Source organism: Bacillus sp. LJBS06, from assembly GCF_016924995.1.
Lineage (GTDB): Bacteria > Bacillota > Bacilli > Bacillales > Bacillaceae > Bacillus > Bacillus stercoris.
Map to the genome: position 1 here is coordinate 871,888 of NZ_CP070483.1, position 16,001 is coordinate 887,888.

The 16,001-nt window shown below is 46.5% G+C and carries 17 protein-coding genes and 3 pseudogenes; 11 read left to right on the forward strand and 9 right to left on the reverse strand.

Features of this window, described 5'->3' with window-relative positions; genetic code table 11:
• The first annotated feature begins 16 nt into the window (after positions 1 to 16).
• The 4 genes from JQX68_RS21845 to nosA all read left to right on the forward strand — a co-directional run bounded on the left by JQX68_RS21845 (position 17) and on the right by nosA (position 3,544).
• The gene (locus JQX68_RS21845) at positions 17 to 148 is read left to right on the forward strand and encodes a hypothetical protein (protein WP_052438176.1); all 132 of its coding nucleotides are present in this window, start codon (positions 17 to 19) and stop codon (positions 146 to 148) included.
• Positions 149 to 183: 35 nt separating this feature from the next.
• On the forward strand, positions 184 to 1,485 hold the full coding sequence (gene citM / locus JQX68_RS04270; protein ID WP_040083754.1) for an Mg(2+)/citrate complex secondary transporter CitM: 1,302 nt from the start codon (positions 184 to 186) through the stop codon (positions 1,483 to 1,485).
• A gap of 55 nt (positions 1,486 to 1,540) precedes the next feature.
• On the forward strand, positions 1,541 to 2,335 hold the full coding sequence (locus tag JQX68_RS04275; protein WP_103031727.1) for an MBL fold metallo-hydrolase: 795 nt from the start codon (positions 1,541 to 1,543) through the stop codon (positions 2,333 to 2,335).
• Between the two features lie 117 nt (positions 2,336 to 2,452).
• On the forward strand, positions 2,453 to 3,544 hold the full coding sequence (gene nosA / locus JQX68_RS04280; RefSeq protein ID WP_103031728.1) for a nitric oxide synthase: 1,092 nt from the start codon (positions 2,453 to 2,455) through the stop codon (positions 3,542 to 3,544).
• Here the strand turns inward: nosA and JQX68_RS04285 are convergent.
• Positions 3,535 to 3,810: an acylphosphatase gene (locus JQX68_RS04285; protein ID WP_205440546.1), complete on the reverse strand. Its 276-nt coding sequence runs from the start codon at positions 3,808 to 3,810 to the stop codon at positions 3,535 to 3,537. The genes nosA and JQX68_RS04285 overlap by 10 nt on opposite strands.
• Before the next feature lie 66 nt (positions 3,811 to 3,876).
• Between JQX68_RS04285 and JQX68_RS04290 the strand changes: the two genes are divergently transcribed.
• Positions 3,877 to 4,542 (forward strand): MOSC domain-containing protein, encoded by a 666-nt coding sequence (locus tag JQX68_RS04290; RefSeq protein WP_205440547.1) that lies wholly within the window; start codon positions 3,877 to 3,879, stop codon positions 4,540 to 4,542.
• 40 nt (positions 4,543 to 4,582) lie between these two features.
• Here JQX68_RS04290 and JQX68_RS04295 read toward each other — a convergent pair whose 3' ends face one another.
• From JQX68_RS04295 to map, 4 genes are all read right to left on the reverse strand, one after another.
• A complete protein-coding gene (locus JQX68_RS04295) occupies positions 4,583 to 4,720 on the reverse strand; it encodes a YflJ family protein (protein WP_003239885.1) in 138 nt (45 codons plus the stop codon).
• Between the two features lie 156 nt (positions 4,721 to 4,876).
• Positions 4,877 to 5,032, reverse strand: coding sequence for a hypothetical protein (locus tag JQX68_RS04300; RefSeq protein WP_014663188.1), 156 nt, complete (start codon positions 5,030 to 5,032; stop codon positions 4,877 to 4,879).
• Positions 5,033 to 5,140: 108 nt separating this feature from the next.
• Positions 5,141 to 5,455 (reverse strand): DUF3243 domain-containing protein, encoded by a 315-nt coding sequence (locus JQX68_RS04305; protein WP_014663189.1) that lies wholly within the window; start codon positions 5,453 to 5,455, stop codon positions 5,141 to 5,143.
• 81 nt (positions 5,456 to 5,536) lie between these two features.
• Positions 5,537 to 6,286, reverse strand: a complete 750-nt coding sequence (gene map, locus JQX68_RS04310) for a type I methionyl aminopeptidase (RefSeq protein ID WP_003223067.1) — start codon at positions 6,284 to 6,286, stop codon at positions 5,537 to 5,539.
• A 170-nt stretch (positions 6,287 to 6,456) separates the two neighbouring features.
• Here map and nagE point away from each other — a divergent pair, with 170 nt between their 5' ends.
• Complete coding sequence (gene nagE, locus JQX68_RS04315) at positions 6,457 to 7,815, forward strand: N-acetylglucosamine-specific PTS transporter subunit IIBC (protein ID WP_040083748.1); 1,359 nt, start codon at positions 6,457 to 6,459, stop codon at positions 7,813 to 7,815.
• Between the two features lie 32 nt (positions 7,816 to 7,847).
• Here the strand turns inward: nagE and ltaS are convergent, their stop codons facing one another.
• Positions 7,848 to 9,797 carry a lipoteichoic acid synthase gene (ltaS, locus tag JQX68_RS04320; RefSeq protein ID WP_014663191.1) on the reverse strand — a complete coding sequence of 650 codons (1,950 nt, stop codon included), beginning with the start codon at positions 9,795 to 9,797 and terminating at the stop codon, positions 7,848 to 7,850.
• A gap of 100 nt (positions 9,798 to 9,897) precedes the next feature.
• Between ltaS and JQX68_RS04325 the strand changes: the two genes are divergently transcribed.
• The 3 genes from JQX68_RS04325 (at position 9,898) to JQX68_RS04335 (ending at position 11,986) form a co-directional block, all read left to right on the forward strand.
• Positions 9,898 to 10,026, forward strand: a complete 129-nt coding sequence (locus JQX68_RS04325; protein WP_080478180.1) for a hypothetical protein — start codon at positions 9,898 to 9,900, stop codon at positions 10,024 to 10,026.
• Positions 10,027 to 10,053: 27 nt separating this feature from the next.
• On the forward strand, positions 10,054 to 10,446 hold the full coding sequence (locus tag JQX68_RS04330) for a DnaJ family domain-containing protein (RefSeq protein WP_069149167.1): 393 nt from the start codon (positions 10,054 to 10,056) through the stop codon (positions 10,444 to 10,446).
• Positions 10,447 to 10,570: 124 nt separating this feature from the next.
• Complete coding sequence (locus JQX68_RS04335) at positions 10,571 to 11,986, forward strand: alanine/glycine:cation symporter family protein (protein ID WP_147773042.1); 1,416 nt, start codon at positions 10,571 to 10,573, stop codon at positions 11,984 to 11,986.
• Here the strand turns inward: JQX68_RS04335 and JQX68_RS04340 are convergent.
• From JQX68_RS04340 to JQX68_RS04350, 3 pseudogenes are all read right to left on the reverse strand, one after another.
• Positions 11,983 to 12,234: pseudogene (locus JQX68_RS04340) on the reverse strand (endospore germination permease); the annotation flags it as partial. The gene JQX68_RS04335 and the pseudogene JQX68_RS04340 overlap by 4 nt on opposite strands.
• A gap of 8 nt (positions 12,235 to 12,242) precedes the next feature.
• Positions 12,243 to 12,380 (reverse strand): annotated as a pseudogene (locus JQX68_RS04345) (spore germination protein); the annotation flags it as partial.
• A gap of 96 nt (positions 12,381 to 12,476) precedes the next feature.
• A pseudogene (locus JQX68_RS04350) lies at positions 12,477 to 12,624 on the reverse strand (hypothetical protein); the annotation flags it as partial.
• A gap of 191 nt (positions 12,625 to 12,815) precedes the next feature.
• On the opposite strand from JQX68_RS04350, the gene treP reads away from it, so the two are divergent.
• On the forward strand, positions 12,816 to 14,228 hold the full coding sequence (gene treP, locus JQX68_RS04355; RefSeq protein ID WP_069149170.1) for a PTS system trehalose-specific EIIBC component: 1,413 nt from the start codon (positions 12,816 to 12,818) through the stop codon (positions 14,226 to 14,228).
• Between the two features lie 71 nt (positions 14,229 to 14,299).
• On the forward strand, positions 14,300 to 15,988 hold the full coding sequence (gene treC / locus JQX68_RS04360; protein WP_205440548.1) for an alpha,alpha-phosphotrehalase: 1,689 nt from the start codon (positions 14,300 to 14,302) through the stop codon (positions 15,986 to 15,988).
• Positions 15,989 to 16,001: the final 13 nt, after the last annotated feature.

Here is a 16,001-nt window from a genome sequence, read left to right on the forward strand (position 1 = left end):
TGTCGGGATCTTTTTCATGCCGGAAAATGATCAAAAAGAACAAAACGGTTTTAAAAAATTAAAAATACAAAAAAACCAAATTATTTACTTGCGGTTGGTTTTCCCATACGATGGCAAAAAGGCAAGACAAAAGGGGAGTAAGGGATAAAAAATGTAAGCGGATTCATTTAAGGGGGAATGGATGTGTTAGCAATCTTAGGCTTTCTCATGATGCTTGTGTTTATGGCATTGATCATGACAAAACGGCTTTCTGTTTTAACAGCATTGGTTTTAACGCCGATTGTGTTTGCGCTGATCGCCGGATTTGGATTTACTGAAGTTGGGGACATGATGATTTCGGGGATTCAGCAAGTCGCGCCGACAGCTGTCATGATTATGTTTGCGATCTTATATTTTGGAATTATGATTGATGCAGGACTGTTTGATCCGATGGTTGGCAAAATTTTAAGCATGGTCAAAGGGGACCCTTTAAAAATTGTTGTCGGGACAGCGGTTCTGACGATGCTCGTCGCATTGGACGGCGACGGTTCGACAACGTATATGATTACGACAAGCGCCATGCTCCCGCTCTATTTGCTGCTTGGCATCCGGCCAATTATCCTGGCGGGAATCGCGGGCGTCGGCATGGGAATCATGAACACGATTCCATGGGGTGGCGCGACGCCGCGGGCGGCGAGCGCGCTGGGGGTTGATCCGGCTGAGCTTACAGGGCCGATGATTCCTGTCATTGCAAGCGGGATGCTTTGCATGGTGGCGGTTGCGTATGTGCTTGGAAAAGCGGAACGAAAGCGCCTTGGTGTGATTGAACTGAAACAGCCGGCCAATGCCAATGAAACGGCGGCAGCGGTTGAAGATGAGTGGAAGCGGCCGAAGCTTTGGTGGTTCAATTTATTGTTGACGCTTTCTTTAATAGGATGTTTAGTATCAGGGAAAATCAGTTTAACCGTTCTGTTTGTCATTGCGTTCTGTATTGCACTGATTGTGAATTATCCCAATCTCGAGCATCAGAGACAGCGCATCGCGGCGCATTCCAGCAACGTGCTGGCTATTGGTTCAATGATTTTTGCGGCCGGGGTGTTCACGGGTATTTTGACAGGCACGAAAATGGTTGATGAAATGGCGATCTCGCTCGTGTCCATGATACCGGAACAAATGGGTGGATTGATCCCGGCGATTGTGGCCTTAACAAGCGGCATTTTTACATTCTTGATGCCGAATGACGCGTATTTCTACGGGGTGCTGCCGATTTTATCAGAAACAGCTGTCGCATACGGTGTGGATAAAGTTGAAATTGCCAGAGCCTCTATTATCGGCCAGCCGATTCATATGCTGAGTCCGCTTGTGCCATCCACTCATTTGCTTGTCGGGCTTGTCGGGGTTTCTATTGACGACCACCAAAAATTCGCATTGAAATGGGCGGTTCTCGCAGTGATCGTCATGACGGCTATCGCTCTATTGATCGGTGCGATCTCTATTTCCTTATGATAATTCAGGCGTAATGACACACACTAACGGCATACAACATTCCGGAGGTGTCATTATGGGTGATCCTTATATGCCGCTGACTTCGGTCAGAAGCGGAACGGGGTTCGAAGCGGCAAAAGGGGTGCACGGCCTGACTGTGCAAATTGCGAATGTCTATTTTATTCAGCTGCCTTCTGATCCTCACTCATTTGTTTTAATTGATGCCGGTATGCCCCAATCAGCCGGCATGATTGTCAATGAAGCCAAGCAAAGATTTGGTGAAGGTTTTCAGCTGAAGGCGGTTATCCTTACACACGGGCACTTTGACCATATCGGAGCAATCGAAGAGATTCTTGAGCATTGGGATGTACCTGTTTATGTCCATTCGAGGGAAATGCCTTATGTAACAGGCAAAGAGGGGTATCCTCCAGCTCGTCCTGACAGCAAGAGCGGGCTGGTCGCCAAGCTGTCGCCGCTGTTTCCGCGGCATTCCATCGATATTTCCTCACAGGTGCATGAACTGCCGGAAGACGGCTCAGTTCCATTTCTTGATGAGTGGATGTGGATTGCGACACCGGGACACACGCCGGGCCATATTTCGTTATTCCGCGATGATGGCCGCGTGCTTGTGGCAGGCGATGCTGTTATTACGGTGGAGCAGGAGAAAATGGCTGACGTCTTGATTCAAAAACAGGAGCTTCACGGGCCGCCGGCTTATTTCACGCCTGACACAGAGACGGCCGCGGAGTCCATTCTAAAGCTGGCCGCTCTTGAACCGGAAGCGTTATTGACCGGGCACGGCATACCGATGACCGGCAAAAACTTTCGTCGTGACTTAACTGAATTGGCAAACCGTTTATCGTCTATTTGACACCCGCACTACGCGGGTGTTTTTTATTGTTTTCCAAGAAGTTGCAGAAAAATCATTGTCTTGCCGCTTAAAAACGATACAATGAAAAGCATGAAGTGAAGTGAAGGGGAGAGTTTGTTGGAAGAAAAAGAAATACTCTGGAATGAAGCGAAAGCGTTTATTGCCGCATGCTATCAGGAATTGGGAAAGGAGGAGGAAGTGAAAGACCGTCTTGCTGACATTAAAAGTGAAATTGACCGGACCGGAAGCTATGTACATACGAAGGAAGAGCTGGAGCACGGAGCGAAAATGGCTTGGAGAAACAGCAACCGCTGCATCGGCAGGTTGTTCTGGAATTCGCTAAATGTCATCGACAGACGAGACGTTCGGACGAAGGAGGAAGTGCGTGACGCCCTCTTTCACCATATTGAAACCGCCACCAATAACGGGAAAATCAGGCCGACCATTACGATTCTCCCTCCGGAAGAGAAGGGTGAAAAGCAAGTCGAGATCTGGAATCATCAGCTGGTCCGGTATGCCGGATATGAGTCAGACGGAGAAAGAATCGGCGACCCGGCTTCCCGTTCCCTGACAGCAGCCTGCGAAGAGCTCGGCTGGCGCGGAGAGCGAACGGATTTTGACCTGCTGCCGCTCATTTTTCGCATGAAAGGCGACGAGCAGCCGGTCTGGTATGAGCTGCCGCGTTCACTTGTGATCGAGGTTCCAATCACACATCCCGACATCGATGCGTTTTCTGACTTGGAGCTGAAGTGGTACGGCGTGCCTATCATTTCTGATATGAAGCTTGAGGTTGGCGGCATTCATTATAATGCCGCGCCGTTTAACGGCTGGTATATGGGCACGGAGATCGGAGCGAGAAACCTCGCAGATGAAAAGCGGTACGACAAGCTCAAAAAAGTAGCGTCCGTGATCGGCATCGCCGCTGATTACAATACGGATTTATGGAAGGATCAAGCGCTTGTTGAATTGAATAAGGCTGTGCTGCATTCGTATAAAAAACAGGGGGTCAGCATCGTTGACCATCATACAGCCGCAAGCCAGTTTAAACGGTTTGAAGAACAGGAGGAAGAAGCGGGCAGAAAGCTGACGGGGGATTGGACGTGGCTGATTCCGCCGATCTCACCCGCCGCCACTCATATCTTCCACCGATCCTATGACAACTCAATCGTTAAGCCGAATTACTTTTATCAGGATAAGCCTTATGAGTAAACAATGGCAAATCGATAATGGCCTTCGAGTCTGCGGGATTCAGTGACAGAGATGTCGGTAACCTTTGAGAAAGGGCTTCCTTTCTTTACAGCCTCAAGAAACGATTGCAGGGCGTTTTCCGGCCCCTCTGCCAACATCTCAACACGCCCGTCATCACGGTTTTTGACCCAGCCGGCCAGTTTTCGTTTATCAGCTTCCATTTGAACAAAATAGCGAAAGCCCACACCCTGAACCCGGCCGTCTACAATGATTCGGTATTGAAGCATGTAAAAACCACCTTTTCTTTTTATGATAATCAATTATTTTACAGCCTGTAAAGGGGATGTGTTCGCATGAAACCAGAGCGCTATACAGTTCTTTCTCTTAATCTGGGAAAACCGCAGACGCTTGAATATGACGGAAAGAAGATCGAAACCGGCATCATGAAGCGGCCGGCTGATTCCGCCGTTATGCTGCACCGCGAGAATTTTGAAGGAGACGGACAGGCGGACATCGTCAACCACGGCGGACCTGATAAGGCTGTTTGCGTCTACCCGGCGGAGCATTATCCGTTTTGGGAAGAGTTCCTCTCAAGACCGCTGCCAAGCGCCGCATTTGGAGAAAATTTGACGGTCGCGGGCCTGACTGAGGAGACAGTTTGCATAGGGGATGTGTTCAAGCTTGATGAAGCTGTTGTTCAGGTCAGCCAGCCGCGCCAGCCGTGTGTAAAGCTGGCGAAAAAGTTTGGCGAAAAAGAAATGGTGCTGAAGGTTCAGCAAACAGGCTATACAGGGTATTATTTTCGCGTGCTGGAGGAGGGCAGGGTGTCACCAGGCGCCAAGCTTGAATTGCTGTCCAGAGGAGAGAAAGGCATCTCCGTCCAGTTCGCCAACCGCATCAACTATCATGATGCAAAAAATCTCACCGCCATTGACCGGATTTTAAGTGAGGATGCCCTATCGAAAAGCTGGAGAGCGTCCTTTAAGAAAAAAAAGGCCAGGCTGCTGCCGGTTGAATAGAAAAAAGCCGCGCATATCAACGTGCGCGGCTTTGACATCTTTAAGATTGTTTTTTCTTTGTTTCAAGCAGGTTGGCAAGAAAATAGGTTTTATAGCTTTGAAGCTTTCTTCCCTCATGGTGCGTGATCCCCTGCTTTTTTAGTTCTGCCACATACCAGCCTTTACTGCCGTAATGCATGTCAGAAAACTCCTTTCCCTATCTGATTTCGAAACGATTGGCATTGTAACATCTATAAAAAGATGCTGAAAAGAGATGTGGGGAAAACTGAGCCTTTCGCACTAGATATGCGAATGTTCTTCTGTATGTATATGCGGAGTAAAAGCCGAATATGATTTAATGGCCGGTCAATTTGAGCATAACAACGCCAAATGTCATAATGGCGAAAACAATGCCGATATATGTGAGCATCCCGTTTTTTTTCTTTACGCCGTAAACGGTTATTAAGATGCCTTCAATGAAAAAAATGATGCCAAAAATGATAAACCACATGCAGATAGAGGCTCCTTTCACAGACATAATAGTAGTGTAGCATATCTGGAAGAGCCGGGCTGTGACAATATCAAGAAAGCCGGGCGCATATATCGCCCGGCTCATGTTTTATTGTTTATCAACCAATTTGACCAGAAGCTGTGCCAAATGTGTTTTCTCATTTTCGTCCGCAATGCTCCAAAGCTCTTGCAGCAGCATTTCTTCACCGTTTTGCGGCTCTTCATGCTTTGCGAGGTAGTCTCCCAGGATCGCGGCGCTTTTCACCAGCTTGCCGTCATCCAATCCCAGCTTTTTGCCTCGATTGACTTGTTTTTTCAAGTAGTCTTTAAATTCCTCAAAGTCTTTTAAAATGTCTTCTTTTGTTGTGCCGTGCATCGCGTTCATTTCGTTTTCAATTTGGATTTTTTCTTGATCTCTGTTCATTGCAAGTCCTCCTCGTGCAGAATAATGTTGTTTTACCTGCAATTCGAGGAGGCTAAACCTGCCGGAAGTCCGGAATGTGTTTTACAGCTTCGTCAGGATAATCGGTTCGTCTTTTGTGATAACGATCGTGTGCTCAACTTGGGCAACCATGCTTTTATCCGGCGTCTTGAACGTCCAGCCGTCTCCAGCTTCAACAATCGTTTCCGCTTTCGTAGAAATAAACGGTTCAAGCGCGATCACTGTGCCGTTTTTGAAAAGCGCGTTATCAAACGGATCATAATAGTTCATGATGTGGTTCGGCGCTTCATGCAGGCTGCGGCCGATTCCGTGGCCGGTCAGTGTTTTGATGACGGTAAAGCCTTGAGAGCGTGCTTCATGATAAACGGCTCTTCCGATCTGGTTTTGGCGCTTGCCTGCTTTTGCCTGCTGAAGGCCCTTTTGAAAAGCGTCTTCCGCGCATTGGCAAAGCTTATGAAGGCGTTCTTCTCCTTCACCGAGTACAAATGAGATGCCTGTGTCGGAATAGAACCCGCCAAATTCAGCGGAGATGTCGATGTTGACAAGGTCCCCTGCTTTTAAAATCTTGGAAGTGCTTGGTATGCCGTGAGCCACTTCATCATTTACGCTGATGCATGTCACACCTGGAAAATCGTATTCCTTCTCAGGAGCTGAAACGGCGCCATGCTCATCAAGCACAGCTTTTCCGATAAGGTCAAGGTCTTTTGTGCTCATGCCGGGCTCTGCTTTTCGCTTCATTTCTTCACGCGCAAGCGCGACGATTCTTCCGATTTTTTTCAGGCCTTCTAATTCTTGATCGTTTGTTACAATCATCTGTCATTCCCGCTTTCTTTTTAAATAATCTAGATTAAGCTTACCACAACTGTCTTAAAAATAGGAAACACACGGACCTGGGAAAAAAGAAATGCCTTGGGAAAATTGGTATAGATCACTAGATATCTTATATGGTATATTTGAAAAAAAAGGGTATGAGGGGGATGGGTATGCTTTCATTTTTACAAAAACTCGGGAAGTCATTTATGCTCCCGATTGCGGTTCTGCCTGCGGTTGGAATTATCCTTGCGCTTGGCAGAGAGGATGTATTTAATATCCCGTTTGTCTATCAGGCGGGGACGGCGGTTTTTGATCATCTGCCGCTTATTTTTGCGATCGGAATTGCCATCGGCATTTCAAAAGACAGCAATGGGGCCGCGGGTTTATCAGGGGCGATATCGTATCTGATGCTTGACGCGGCGACAAAGACAATTGACAAAACAAATAACATGGCGGTGTTTGGGGGAATTATTGCCGGTTTAATTGCTGGTTACACCTATAACCGCTTCAAGGATACAAAGCTGCCAGAATATCTCGGATTTTTCAGCGGTAGACGGCTTGTGCCGATTATAACTGCCATCATTACGATCATTTTAGCCGGCATATTCGGAGTCGTCTGGCCGCCGATTCAATCGTGCATAAACGCGTTTGGAGAGTGGATGCTGGGACTAGGCGGCATCGGAGCGGGCATATTCGGCCTTTTCAACAGGCTGTTAATTCCGCTTGGCCTTCACCACGTACTGAACAATATTTTCTGGTTCCAATTCGGAGAATATAACGGAGTGACAGGGGATCTGGCGCGCTTTTTCGCGAAAGATCCGACAGCGGGCACATATATGACCGGATTCTTTCCAATCATGATGTTCGGTCTTCCGGCGGCGTGTCTGGCTATGGTTGTGACTGCGAAGCCGTCTAAACGGAAAGCGACGGCTGGAATGATGATTGGGTTTGCTTTAACGGCGTTTATCACAGGGATTACGGAGCCGATTGAGTTTGCATTTATGTTTTTATCTCCGCTTTTATACGCTGTTCACGCGATCTTAACAGGGTTATCTTTATTTATCGTCAACTGGCTAGGCATCCGCTCAGGCTTCTCTTTTTCAGCCGGAGCTATCGATTATGTGCTCAGCTACGGAATCGCAGAAAAACCGCTGCTTCTGCTTTTTGTAGGTATATGCTATGCGGCAGTATACTTTATCGTGTTTTATGTACTGATTAAGGCTTTGAATTTAAAAACGCCGGGACGGGAAGATGATGATGTGGATGAAGTGCTGGATGAAAATACGGTTCAGGATGTAAATGAAAACATCATGCTGAAAGGGCTCGGCGGAAAAGAAAATCTTCAAACCATTGATCATTGCGCCACAAGGCTGCGACTGACTGTGAAGGATACCGCTTTGGTGGATGAAGCGCTTTTGAAGAAAGCAGGCGCAAAAGGGGTTGTCAAATCTGGCGGGCAATCGGTTCAAGTCATTATTGGGCCGAATGTGGAATTTGCAGCTGAGGAATTGAGAGCTGCCGTCAAATAAAAAAGCGGAGAGGGCAACCTCTCCGCTTTTTCTTATTTATCTTCGTTATCCTTTGACGTTTCGGAAGAATCTTCGTCATGTTTTGTGTAATCATAATCAGAAGGGTTTACCTTCTTAAAACCTTTCGGCTCGTAGAACCGCAGCAGGTCTCCGTTTATGATTTTATCAGACATTTCAAGCTCCTTCTTGACGAGTGAGTCTTCTGACTTGTCGACTTCGGATTCATCGAGTTCTTTGCCGGTTTTCGTATCGTAATACTTACCGGATATTTTCGTGTACTTTGGTGAAATAAAGTCTCCGTTTCGGAACGGAATCACTTCACGGTGTTCTTTCGATAAAATATCAGACCCGGACATCAGATAGTCTTTCGTATCCACTCCGAGCAGATGCAGAATGGTAGGAGCCACGTCGACGTCTCCGGCATATTTATGAACCTTCTCGCCCTTCACGCCGGCAGCGTGGATAAAGAGCGGCACCCGTTGAAGCTGGGCATTGTCGTAATCAGTGATTTCATCTTTGCCAAGCACTTTCGCCATCGCTTTATTGTGGTTTTCAGAGATGCCGTAGTGGTCTCCGTACATTACAATAACCGATTTATCATATAACCCGTCTTTTTTCAGATCATTGAAGAATTGTTCAATGGACTGATCAAGGTAATGGGCTGACTGGAAGTAGTTATCGACGACAGAGTCACCAAAGTCTCCAGCCGGGAAGTCTGTATCCCCCTCATCCATTCCGAATGGGAAGTGGTTGGACAGGGTAATGAACTTCGTATAGAACGGCTGCGGCAGGCTTTCCAGCAGCGGCATTGATTCTTTGAAGAACGGTTTGTCTTTCATGCCGTAGTTTTTCGTGTTTTCTTCGTTCATGTCATAGTAGGCAGAATCAAAGAATTTATCAATGCCTTCCGCTTTGTACATTTCGTTACGGTTCCAGAACGTCTGCGTGTTCCCGTGGAACGCGGCAGATGTGTAATTCTTAGACTTCAGAATCGCCGGAACGGATTGCAGCGTGTTTTGCGCTTTGTTTACGAAAACTGAACCTTGAGCCAGCGGGTACAGAGAGTTTTCCATCATAAATTCAGCATCAGATGTTTTACCTTGTCCCGTTTGGTGGAAAAAGTTATCAAAGTAGAACGTTTCGTTATCATGTGCCAGTTTATTTAAGAACGGTGTCACTTCTTTGCCGTCAATTTTATAGTCGATGATAAATGACTGCAAAGATTCAAGTGAAACGTAAATGACGTTTTTTCCTTCCGCTTTGCCGAAATACACGTTATTCGGCACATCGTAATTGGCTTTCATATAGTTTTCTACGTCCGTCACGTCGCTGGAATCGGCAAGCGCGCGCTGGCTGTTGGACTTGATATTCTGTACAGCGTCATAAATTGTGAAATTGTATGTTCCCAAGTATTTCACAAGATAGTTCCGGTCGAATGATCTTGTCAGCAATTCAGGACGGTCTGATTCCGCAACTGCCAGGTTGATCAAGAACACAAGAATCGAAGACGCTAAAATAATTCGGAACGATTTTTTGCTTGACGTTTCGGCAGGCTTGTTCACTTTGATCGCCAAGATGATTAGGATGATCGTGTCGATAAAGTAAAAGGCGTCAGTCGGTCTCATCAGCGAAAATGCGCTGTCACCGAGTTGGCCGCCGTTTGTTTTAGCCTGCATAATGACCGGAATTGTAATAAAATCATTGAAAAATCTGTAGTACACAATGTTTGCGTACAGTAAAAAAGACATTAAAAAATGAATCACTATAATGGCTGTCCGCTGTAATTTTTTCTTGAACAAGAGTCCAAAGCCAAGAAAGAACAAGCTTGAGCTAAGAGGATTCACAAAAAGCAATATTTTTTGTATCGTGTTGTCTATTCCTAAGTTGAAGTTCAGGACATAACCGACATACGTTTTGATCCATAACAGGACGACCGCGATGAAGAAGAAGGCCAGTCCTCTTTCTTTTATAAATGTTTTCATTGTTACACTCCTTTTTTCCGATCCAGTTCGAGCGAAACGATAGAAAAAACGAACGTATCCAATATAACACGAATCAGCAGATTAGAAAAGTGAAAATCGTATGATGGAGAAAGTGGCGAAAAACGCCGTCGAATCAACGTTTCGCTTTGAAATGACCAAATGTAAAACAAGGTATCTTTCTAGAAATAAAGGAATAAAATGGTACAATGATCATTATATGATAAAATAAACGGAATAGATGAAAAGAGGTGGAAGGATGGATTTTTCCCATATTGTGTCTGAAGATAAAATTAAGCGCGCCATCAAAGACGGAGACTTTCAAAACCTCCCGGGAATGGGAAAGCCGCTGCCGAAAGATGACGCGGCACACTTGCCGGAATCGCTGCGCATGGGCTACCGTATTATGAAAAATGCGGGAATGGCTGAGGACGAGGGCGCGCTCAAAAAAGAGCTTATGACCATCGACCATTTAATCGAAAAGTGCTATGACGAAAAAGAACGGGAGCAATTAATCAGAACAAAATCTGAAAAGCAATTGCTGCTTGATAAGCTTGTTGACAAAAAAGACATGTTTTCAAAGCCAGCATCCGCTTTTTATAAGAATAAAGTATATGACCGGCTTGGACGAAACAGACCCTCTTCCAGCTGATTTGTCTTGTCTCCAGGATGGCGATTGAGAGAAGCCATCCTTTTTATATTCCAAGTTCTATGTCTAAAGGTTTATGTTTTTCCATCTATGGGAAATGACTCATAAACGAAAAAAGGGTGATGGGATGGAACGACTATTAGAGTGGATAGAGCATATATCTGATTGGCTGTGGGGGCCGCCGCTAATCATTCTGCTGACGGGGACGGGGTTGTATTTCACGATTTTGCTGAAAGGTTTTCAATTTCGCTATCCTTTATACATTTTCAAACAGACAATCGCCAGTGTAGGAAAAAAGCCGAAGGGAGAGGGGACGGTCACACCGCTCCAGGCATTGACCTCGGCCCTCAGTTCAACGATCGGTGCGGCGAACATTGTCGGTGTGCCTGCCGCTATTATGTTTGGAGGGCCCGGAGCGGTTTTTTGGATGTGGCTTATTGCCTTATTTGCCATGGCGATTAAGTTTTCTGAGAGTGTTCTTGCTGTTCATTACAGGGAAAAAAATGAGCAGGGTGAATTCGTCGGGGGACCGATGTATTACATAACAAAAGGGCTGCGCATGAAATGGCTCGGCGTATTCTTCTCTGTTGCGCTGATTGTGGAGCTGATCCCGAGTATTATGGTTCAGGGAAATTCGGTTTCAGTCTCGCTTGCCGAGACGTTTTCTTTCAATAAAATATACGCAGGAATCGGCATAGCGTTTTTGATCGGGTTAGTGGTGATCGGAGGAGTAAAGCGGATCGGAAAAGTAACAGAGTTTGTCGTGCCTCTTATGGCAGGGGCATACGCGGGAGCCGGTCTCCTGATTGTTCTCATGAATCTATCATCAGTGCCGGCGTTTTTCTCTCTTATCTTTTCAAATGCGTTTACTTCTTCTTCAGCAGTTGGAGGATTCGCTGGTGCTGCTCTGGCTGAAACCGTTCGCTGGGGATTTGCCCGCGGGCTGTATTCTAATGAAGCCGGAATGGGCACAGCCCCGATTGCACACGCGGCAGCTATGACTGATCACCCTGTGCGGCAAGGGTTTTGGTCTGTGATCGGCATTGTCATTGACACCTTGATCATCTGTACGACTACCGCTTTTATCGTCCTTGCATCCGGTGTATGGACAGGGAAGAACGCCTCAAATGACCCGGCAGCACTGACAACGGCCGCATTTCAGCACTATTTTGGTTCTGGAGGAGGGTATTTCGTCTCAGTTTCTCTCGTTTTCTTTGTTGTATCAACCATCATGGTTGTCATTTTCTACGGCGTAAAGCAAGCTGAATTTCTGTTCGGGCGGCTGGCAGGACATGTGATTAAATTCGTTTATTTAGCGGCTATTATCATAGGTGCCGCAGGCGGAGCAAAAGCCATTTGGGGCGTATTGGACTTAGCATTGGTTTTTATTGTTGTCCCGAATGTGATTGCGCTCTTGTTATTGAGCAGAAAGGTAAAAGCGCTGTACACCGAATTCTTTACATCTGAACAGTACTACCTGAAAGATATAAGAAAAACGAAACAGAAGCCTGTTTATCCAACAAAAGAAGCTAAAAATTCCTAGTGTTTTGCTTTTGCGCCGAACAATGCTTTGCTTTTCACGATCAATAAATGAAAAGGCAGCAAAAGAGAAATCACTGTATTAATGTGCATACGACTGAGAACATGCCGGTTAGTGTATACATGGCTTTCAGGTCGATTTTTGAGTGTAAGAACGAAAGGGCCGTACACCACAATATAAAGCGAACCGGCGATCTTCACCGTAATGACCGGAATCCAAAAGGCCGCGCTGATCATGTCTGAACGATCTAAGATCACCATGGGGCAGACACAATTTTCGCTTCAGTAGCTGTCCCAATAACAAAAGCGCCGAGAATGCTGACCGTCTGGCCAACGGTTTTCGGCAGGCGCACTCCCTCTTCACGGAGAGCCTCAGCTTGATGGAAAGAAATCGCTAGCGGGCAGACGCCGCGCTGAACATTATCCCTTGAGGCTTTCGGTGAAGCCCTCTCTTGATCCTCTGATGGTCGATTCTGTTATAAACTCTTCAATGTTTCTTCATAAACAATAAATCCGCACAGCCCATTTCCAAAGTCAAATTGTCTAAATACGATGTCTTTCCTTCAAATCGGGAGAGTTCGGTCTGTCCTGATTGTCTTCAAGCTCTTTGATGAGCTGAAGCGCTTTGTCGCGTTTATTCATAGAAGCTTACCCTGCTTTTTATGTCTTATTCAATAAGGGTTTGTGACTTTTAGGGTAACCTTGTCTGTTTCATATATTCCGAACTAGGATGAAAGCGCTATAAAAAATGGTTGACTACATGTATATACAGGAATACAATATAATCATAAGTTGTATATACAAGTTATAAAAACGGATACGGAGGGGTTGGCATGGGGGAACTGAACAAATCGGCACTTCAGATTGTCGAAGCAGTCGGCGGTGCTGAAAATATTGCAGCGGCAACTCATTGTGTTACACGTTTGCGTTTTGCATTAATAGATGAAAGCAAGGTTGACCAACAGGCGCTTGATCAAATTGATGTGGTAAAGGGCTCATTCTCGACAAACGGACAGTTTCAGGTCGTCATCGGCCAGGGAACGGTCAACAAAGTATATGCTGAACTGGTCAAGGAAACGGGGATTGGCGAGTCAACTAAGGATGATGTGAAGAAGGCTTCAGAAAAAAATATGAATCCTTTGCAGCGTGCTGTGAAAACGCTTGCAGATATCTTCATTCCAATATTGCCTGCAATTGTCACGGCGGGTCTTTTAATGGGGATCAATAACATTTTAACGGCGGAAGGCATTTTCTTCAGCACAAAATCGATTGTGCAGGTCTATCCGCAGTGGGCAGATCTTGCTAATATGATTAACCTGATTGCAGGCACGGCCTTTACGTTCCTGCCTGCGTTAATCGGATGGTCTGCCGTCAAACGGTTCGGCGGCAATCCGCTTCTTGGCATTGTGCTCGGGGTTATGCTCGTGCATCCTGATTTGCTAAATGCGTGGGGATATGGCGCCGCAGAACAAAGCGGAAAGATCCCGGTATGGAATTTATTCGGCCTAGAGGTGCAGAAAGTCGGCTATCAGGGCCAGGTGCTCCCCATTTTGCTTGCTTCTTATATGCTGGCGAAGATTGAGATGTTTTTAACAAAACGCACACCTGAGGGCATACAGCTTCTCGTTGTCGCGCCGATTACGCTTCTCGTAACTGGGTTTGCCTCTTTTATTTTGATCGGCCCGGTTACATTTGCGATCGGGAATGTGCTGACTTCAGGGCTTATCTCGGTGTTCGGTTCTTTTGCCGCACTTGGCGGTTTGTTATATGGCGGCTTCTACTCAGCGCTCGTGATTACCGGTATGCATCACACGTTTCTTGCCGTTGACCTGCAGCTCATCGGATCAAAGCTCGGCGGCACCTTTTTATGGCCGATGCTGGCGCTTTCTAATATCGCCCAAGGTTCGGCCGCGCTGGCCATGATGTTTATCGTGAAGGATGAGAAACAAAAAGGCCTCTCCCTCACGTCAGGGATTTCTGCTTATCTTGGCATTACAGAGCCTGCCATCTTCGGGGTGAATCTGCGATACAGATTCCCATTTATCATCGCAATGGTCAGCTCTGGGCTGGCCGGAATGTATATTTCTTCTCAAGGTGTGCTGGCCAGCTCCGTCGGTGTGGGCGGCGTGCCGGGGATTTTCTCAATCATGAGCCAGTACTGGGGCGCGTTTGCTATCGGGATGGCCATTGTATTGATCGTACCGTTTGCCGGAACATACGCGTATGCAAGATTCAAACATAAATAACCAATGGGGAGCGGGACGTGTTTAGCGTTCCCTTTTCCCGTTTATCATTTAAAAATCGGTGGTGGAAACAGATGAAAACAGAACAAACGCCATGGTGGAAAAAAGCTGTGGTCTATCAAATTTATCCGAAAAGCTTTAACGATACGACAGGAAACGGTGTAGGTGACCTGAACGGCATCATCGAAAAGCTCGATTACTTAAAAACACTTCAGGTGGATGTGCTTTGGCTGACGCCGATTTATGATTCTCCGCAGCAGGATAATGGGTATGATATTCGTGATTATTACTCGATTTATCCTGAATATGGAACGATGGAGGATTTTGAAAGGTTACTATTCGAAGCGCATAAAAGAGACTTGAAAGTCGTCATGGACCTTGTCGTCAATCATACGTCAACAGAGCACAAATGGTTTCGCGAGGCGATTTCTTCAATCGACAGCCCATACCGTGATTTTTATATATGGAAAAGCCCGCGGGAAAACGGTTCTCACCCGACGAACTGGGAATCGAAATTCGGCGGCCCGGCATGGGAGCTTGATGAAGCATCGGGACAATACTATTTGCATCTGTTTGATGTGACGCAGGCTGATTTGAATTGGGAAAATGAAGAGGTCAGAAAGCATGTCTATGACATGATGCATTTTTGGTTTGAAAAGGGGATAGACGGCTTCAGGCTTGATGTCATCAACCTGATTTCTAAAGACCAGCGCTTTCCGGATGCGCAAGCCGGAGAAGACGGCCGTGCCTATTACACTGACGGGCCGCGGGTGCACGAATATCTGCATGAAATGAACGAAAAGGTGTTTTCACATTATGACAGCATGACGGTCGGTGAGATGTCTTCAACGACGGTAGACCATTGCATCCGATACACGAATCCTGCCAATAAGGAACTAGACATGACGTTCAGCTTCCATCATCTCAAGGTTGACTATCCAAACGGCGAAAAATGGGCCTTGGCGCCGTTTGACTTTTTAAAGCTGAAGGAGATCCTATCCGATTGGCAAACGGGGATGCACGCAGGAGGGGGATGGAACGCTCTGTTCTGGTGCAATCATGATCAGCCGCGCGTTGTATCAAGATATGGAGATGATGGCCCGTATAGGGTGAAATCGGCGAAAATGCTTGCTACGGCCATTCATATGATGCAGGGCACGCCTTATATTTATCAGGGTGAGGAGCTAGGGATGACGAATCCGAAGTTTACTGACATCAGCTCCTATCGGGATGTTGAATCGCTGAACATGTATCACGCCTTGAAGGACAAAGGAATGGCTGATCAAGAGATCACAGCGATTTTACAGGCGAAATCCCGTGACAATTCCAGAACCCCCGTTCAGTGGGATGCTACGGAGAATGGCGGTTTTACAACGGGCACACCATGGATACCGGTTGCAGGCAACTATCGGGAAATCAATGCTGAAGCGGCGCTGAGGGATCAAAATTCGGTGTTTTACCATTATCAAAAATTAATTCAGATTCGCAAAATGTATGACATCGTGACAGAGGGGACGTATGAGTTAATCGCAAAGGATGACCCGAGCATTTTTGCGTATCTCAGACACGGCCGCAATGAAAAGCTGCTCGTGATCAATAATTTTTACGGGACAGAGGCGGCCTTTACACTGCCGGACTCTTTAGCGCCTGACGAATGGAAGGCAGAGGTGCTGTTGACGAACGATGAAGCAAGGGAAGGGCTTCAGAACATGACGCTCCGTCCGTATGAGTCCATTGTTTATCGTTTAACGAAACCGTGTTAAACTAAGCTGGGTG

What these genes read in the sequence shown, in the direction of transcription:
- JQX68_RS21845 (WP_052438176.1), top strand. Translation starts at nt 17, where the DNA reads ATGCCGGAAAATGATCAAAAAGAACAAAACGGTTTTAAAAAATTAAAA.
- JQX68_RS04275 (WP_103031727.1), top strand. Translation starts at nt 1,541, where the DNA reads ATGGGTGATCCTTATATGCCGCTGACTTCGGTCAGAAGCGGAACGGGG.
- JQX68_RS04285 (WP_205440546.1), bottom strand. Translation starts at nt 3,810, where the DNA reads ATGCTTCAATACCGAATCATTGTAGACGGCCGGGTTCAGGGTGTGGGC.
- JQX68_RS04290 (WP_205440547.1), top strand. Translation starts at nt 3,877, where the DNA reads ATGAAACCAGAGCGCTATACAGTTCTTTCTCTTAATCTGGGAAAACCG.
- JQX68_RS04295 (WP_003239885.1), bottom strand. Translation starts at nt 4,720, where the DNA reads ATGCATTACGGCAGTAAAGGCTGGTATGTGGCAGAACTAAAAAAGCAG.
- JQX68_RS04300 (WP_014663188.1), bottom strand. Translation starts at nt 5,032, where the DNA reads ATGTGGTTTATCATTTTTGGCATCATTTTTTTCATTGAAGGCATCTTA.
- JQX68_RS04305 (WP_014663189.1), bottom strand. Translation starts at nt 5,455, where the DNA reads ATGAACAGAGATCAAGAAAAAATCCAAATTGAAAACGAAATGAACGCG.
- map (WP_003223067.1), bottom strand. Translation starts at nt 6,286, where the DNA reads ATGATTGTAACAAACGATCAAGAATTAGAAGGCCTGAAAAAAATCGGA.
- nagE (WP_040083748.1), top strand. Translation starts at nt 6,457, where the DNA reads ATGCTTTCATTTTTACAAAAACTCGGGAAGTCATTTATGCTCCCGATT.
- ltaS (WP_014663191.1), bottom strand. Translation starts at nt 9,797, where the DNA reads ATGAAAACATTTATAAAAGAAAGAGGACTGGCCTTCTTCTTCATCGCG.
- JQX68_RS04325 (WP_080478180.1), top strand. Translation starts at nt 9,898, where the DNA reads ATGATGGAGAAAGTGGCGAAAAACGCCGTCGAATCAACGTTTCGCTTT.
- JQX68_RS04330 (WP_069149167.1), top strand. Translation starts at nt 10,054, where the DNA reads ATGGATTTTTCCCATATTGTGTCTGAAGATAAAATTAAGCGCGCCATC.
- JQX68_RS04335 (WP_147773042.1), top strand. Translation starts at nt 10,571, where the DNA reads ATGGAACGACTATTAGAGTGGATAGAGCATATATCTGATTGGCTGTGG.
- treP (WP_069149170.1), top strand. Translation starts at nt 12,816, where the DNA reads ATGGGGGAACTGAACAAATCGGCACTTCAGATTGTCGAAGCAGTCGGC.
- treC (WP_205440548.1), top strand. Translation starts at nt 14,300, where the DNA reads ATGAAAACAGAACAAACGCCATGGTGGAAAAAAGCTGTGGTCTATCAA.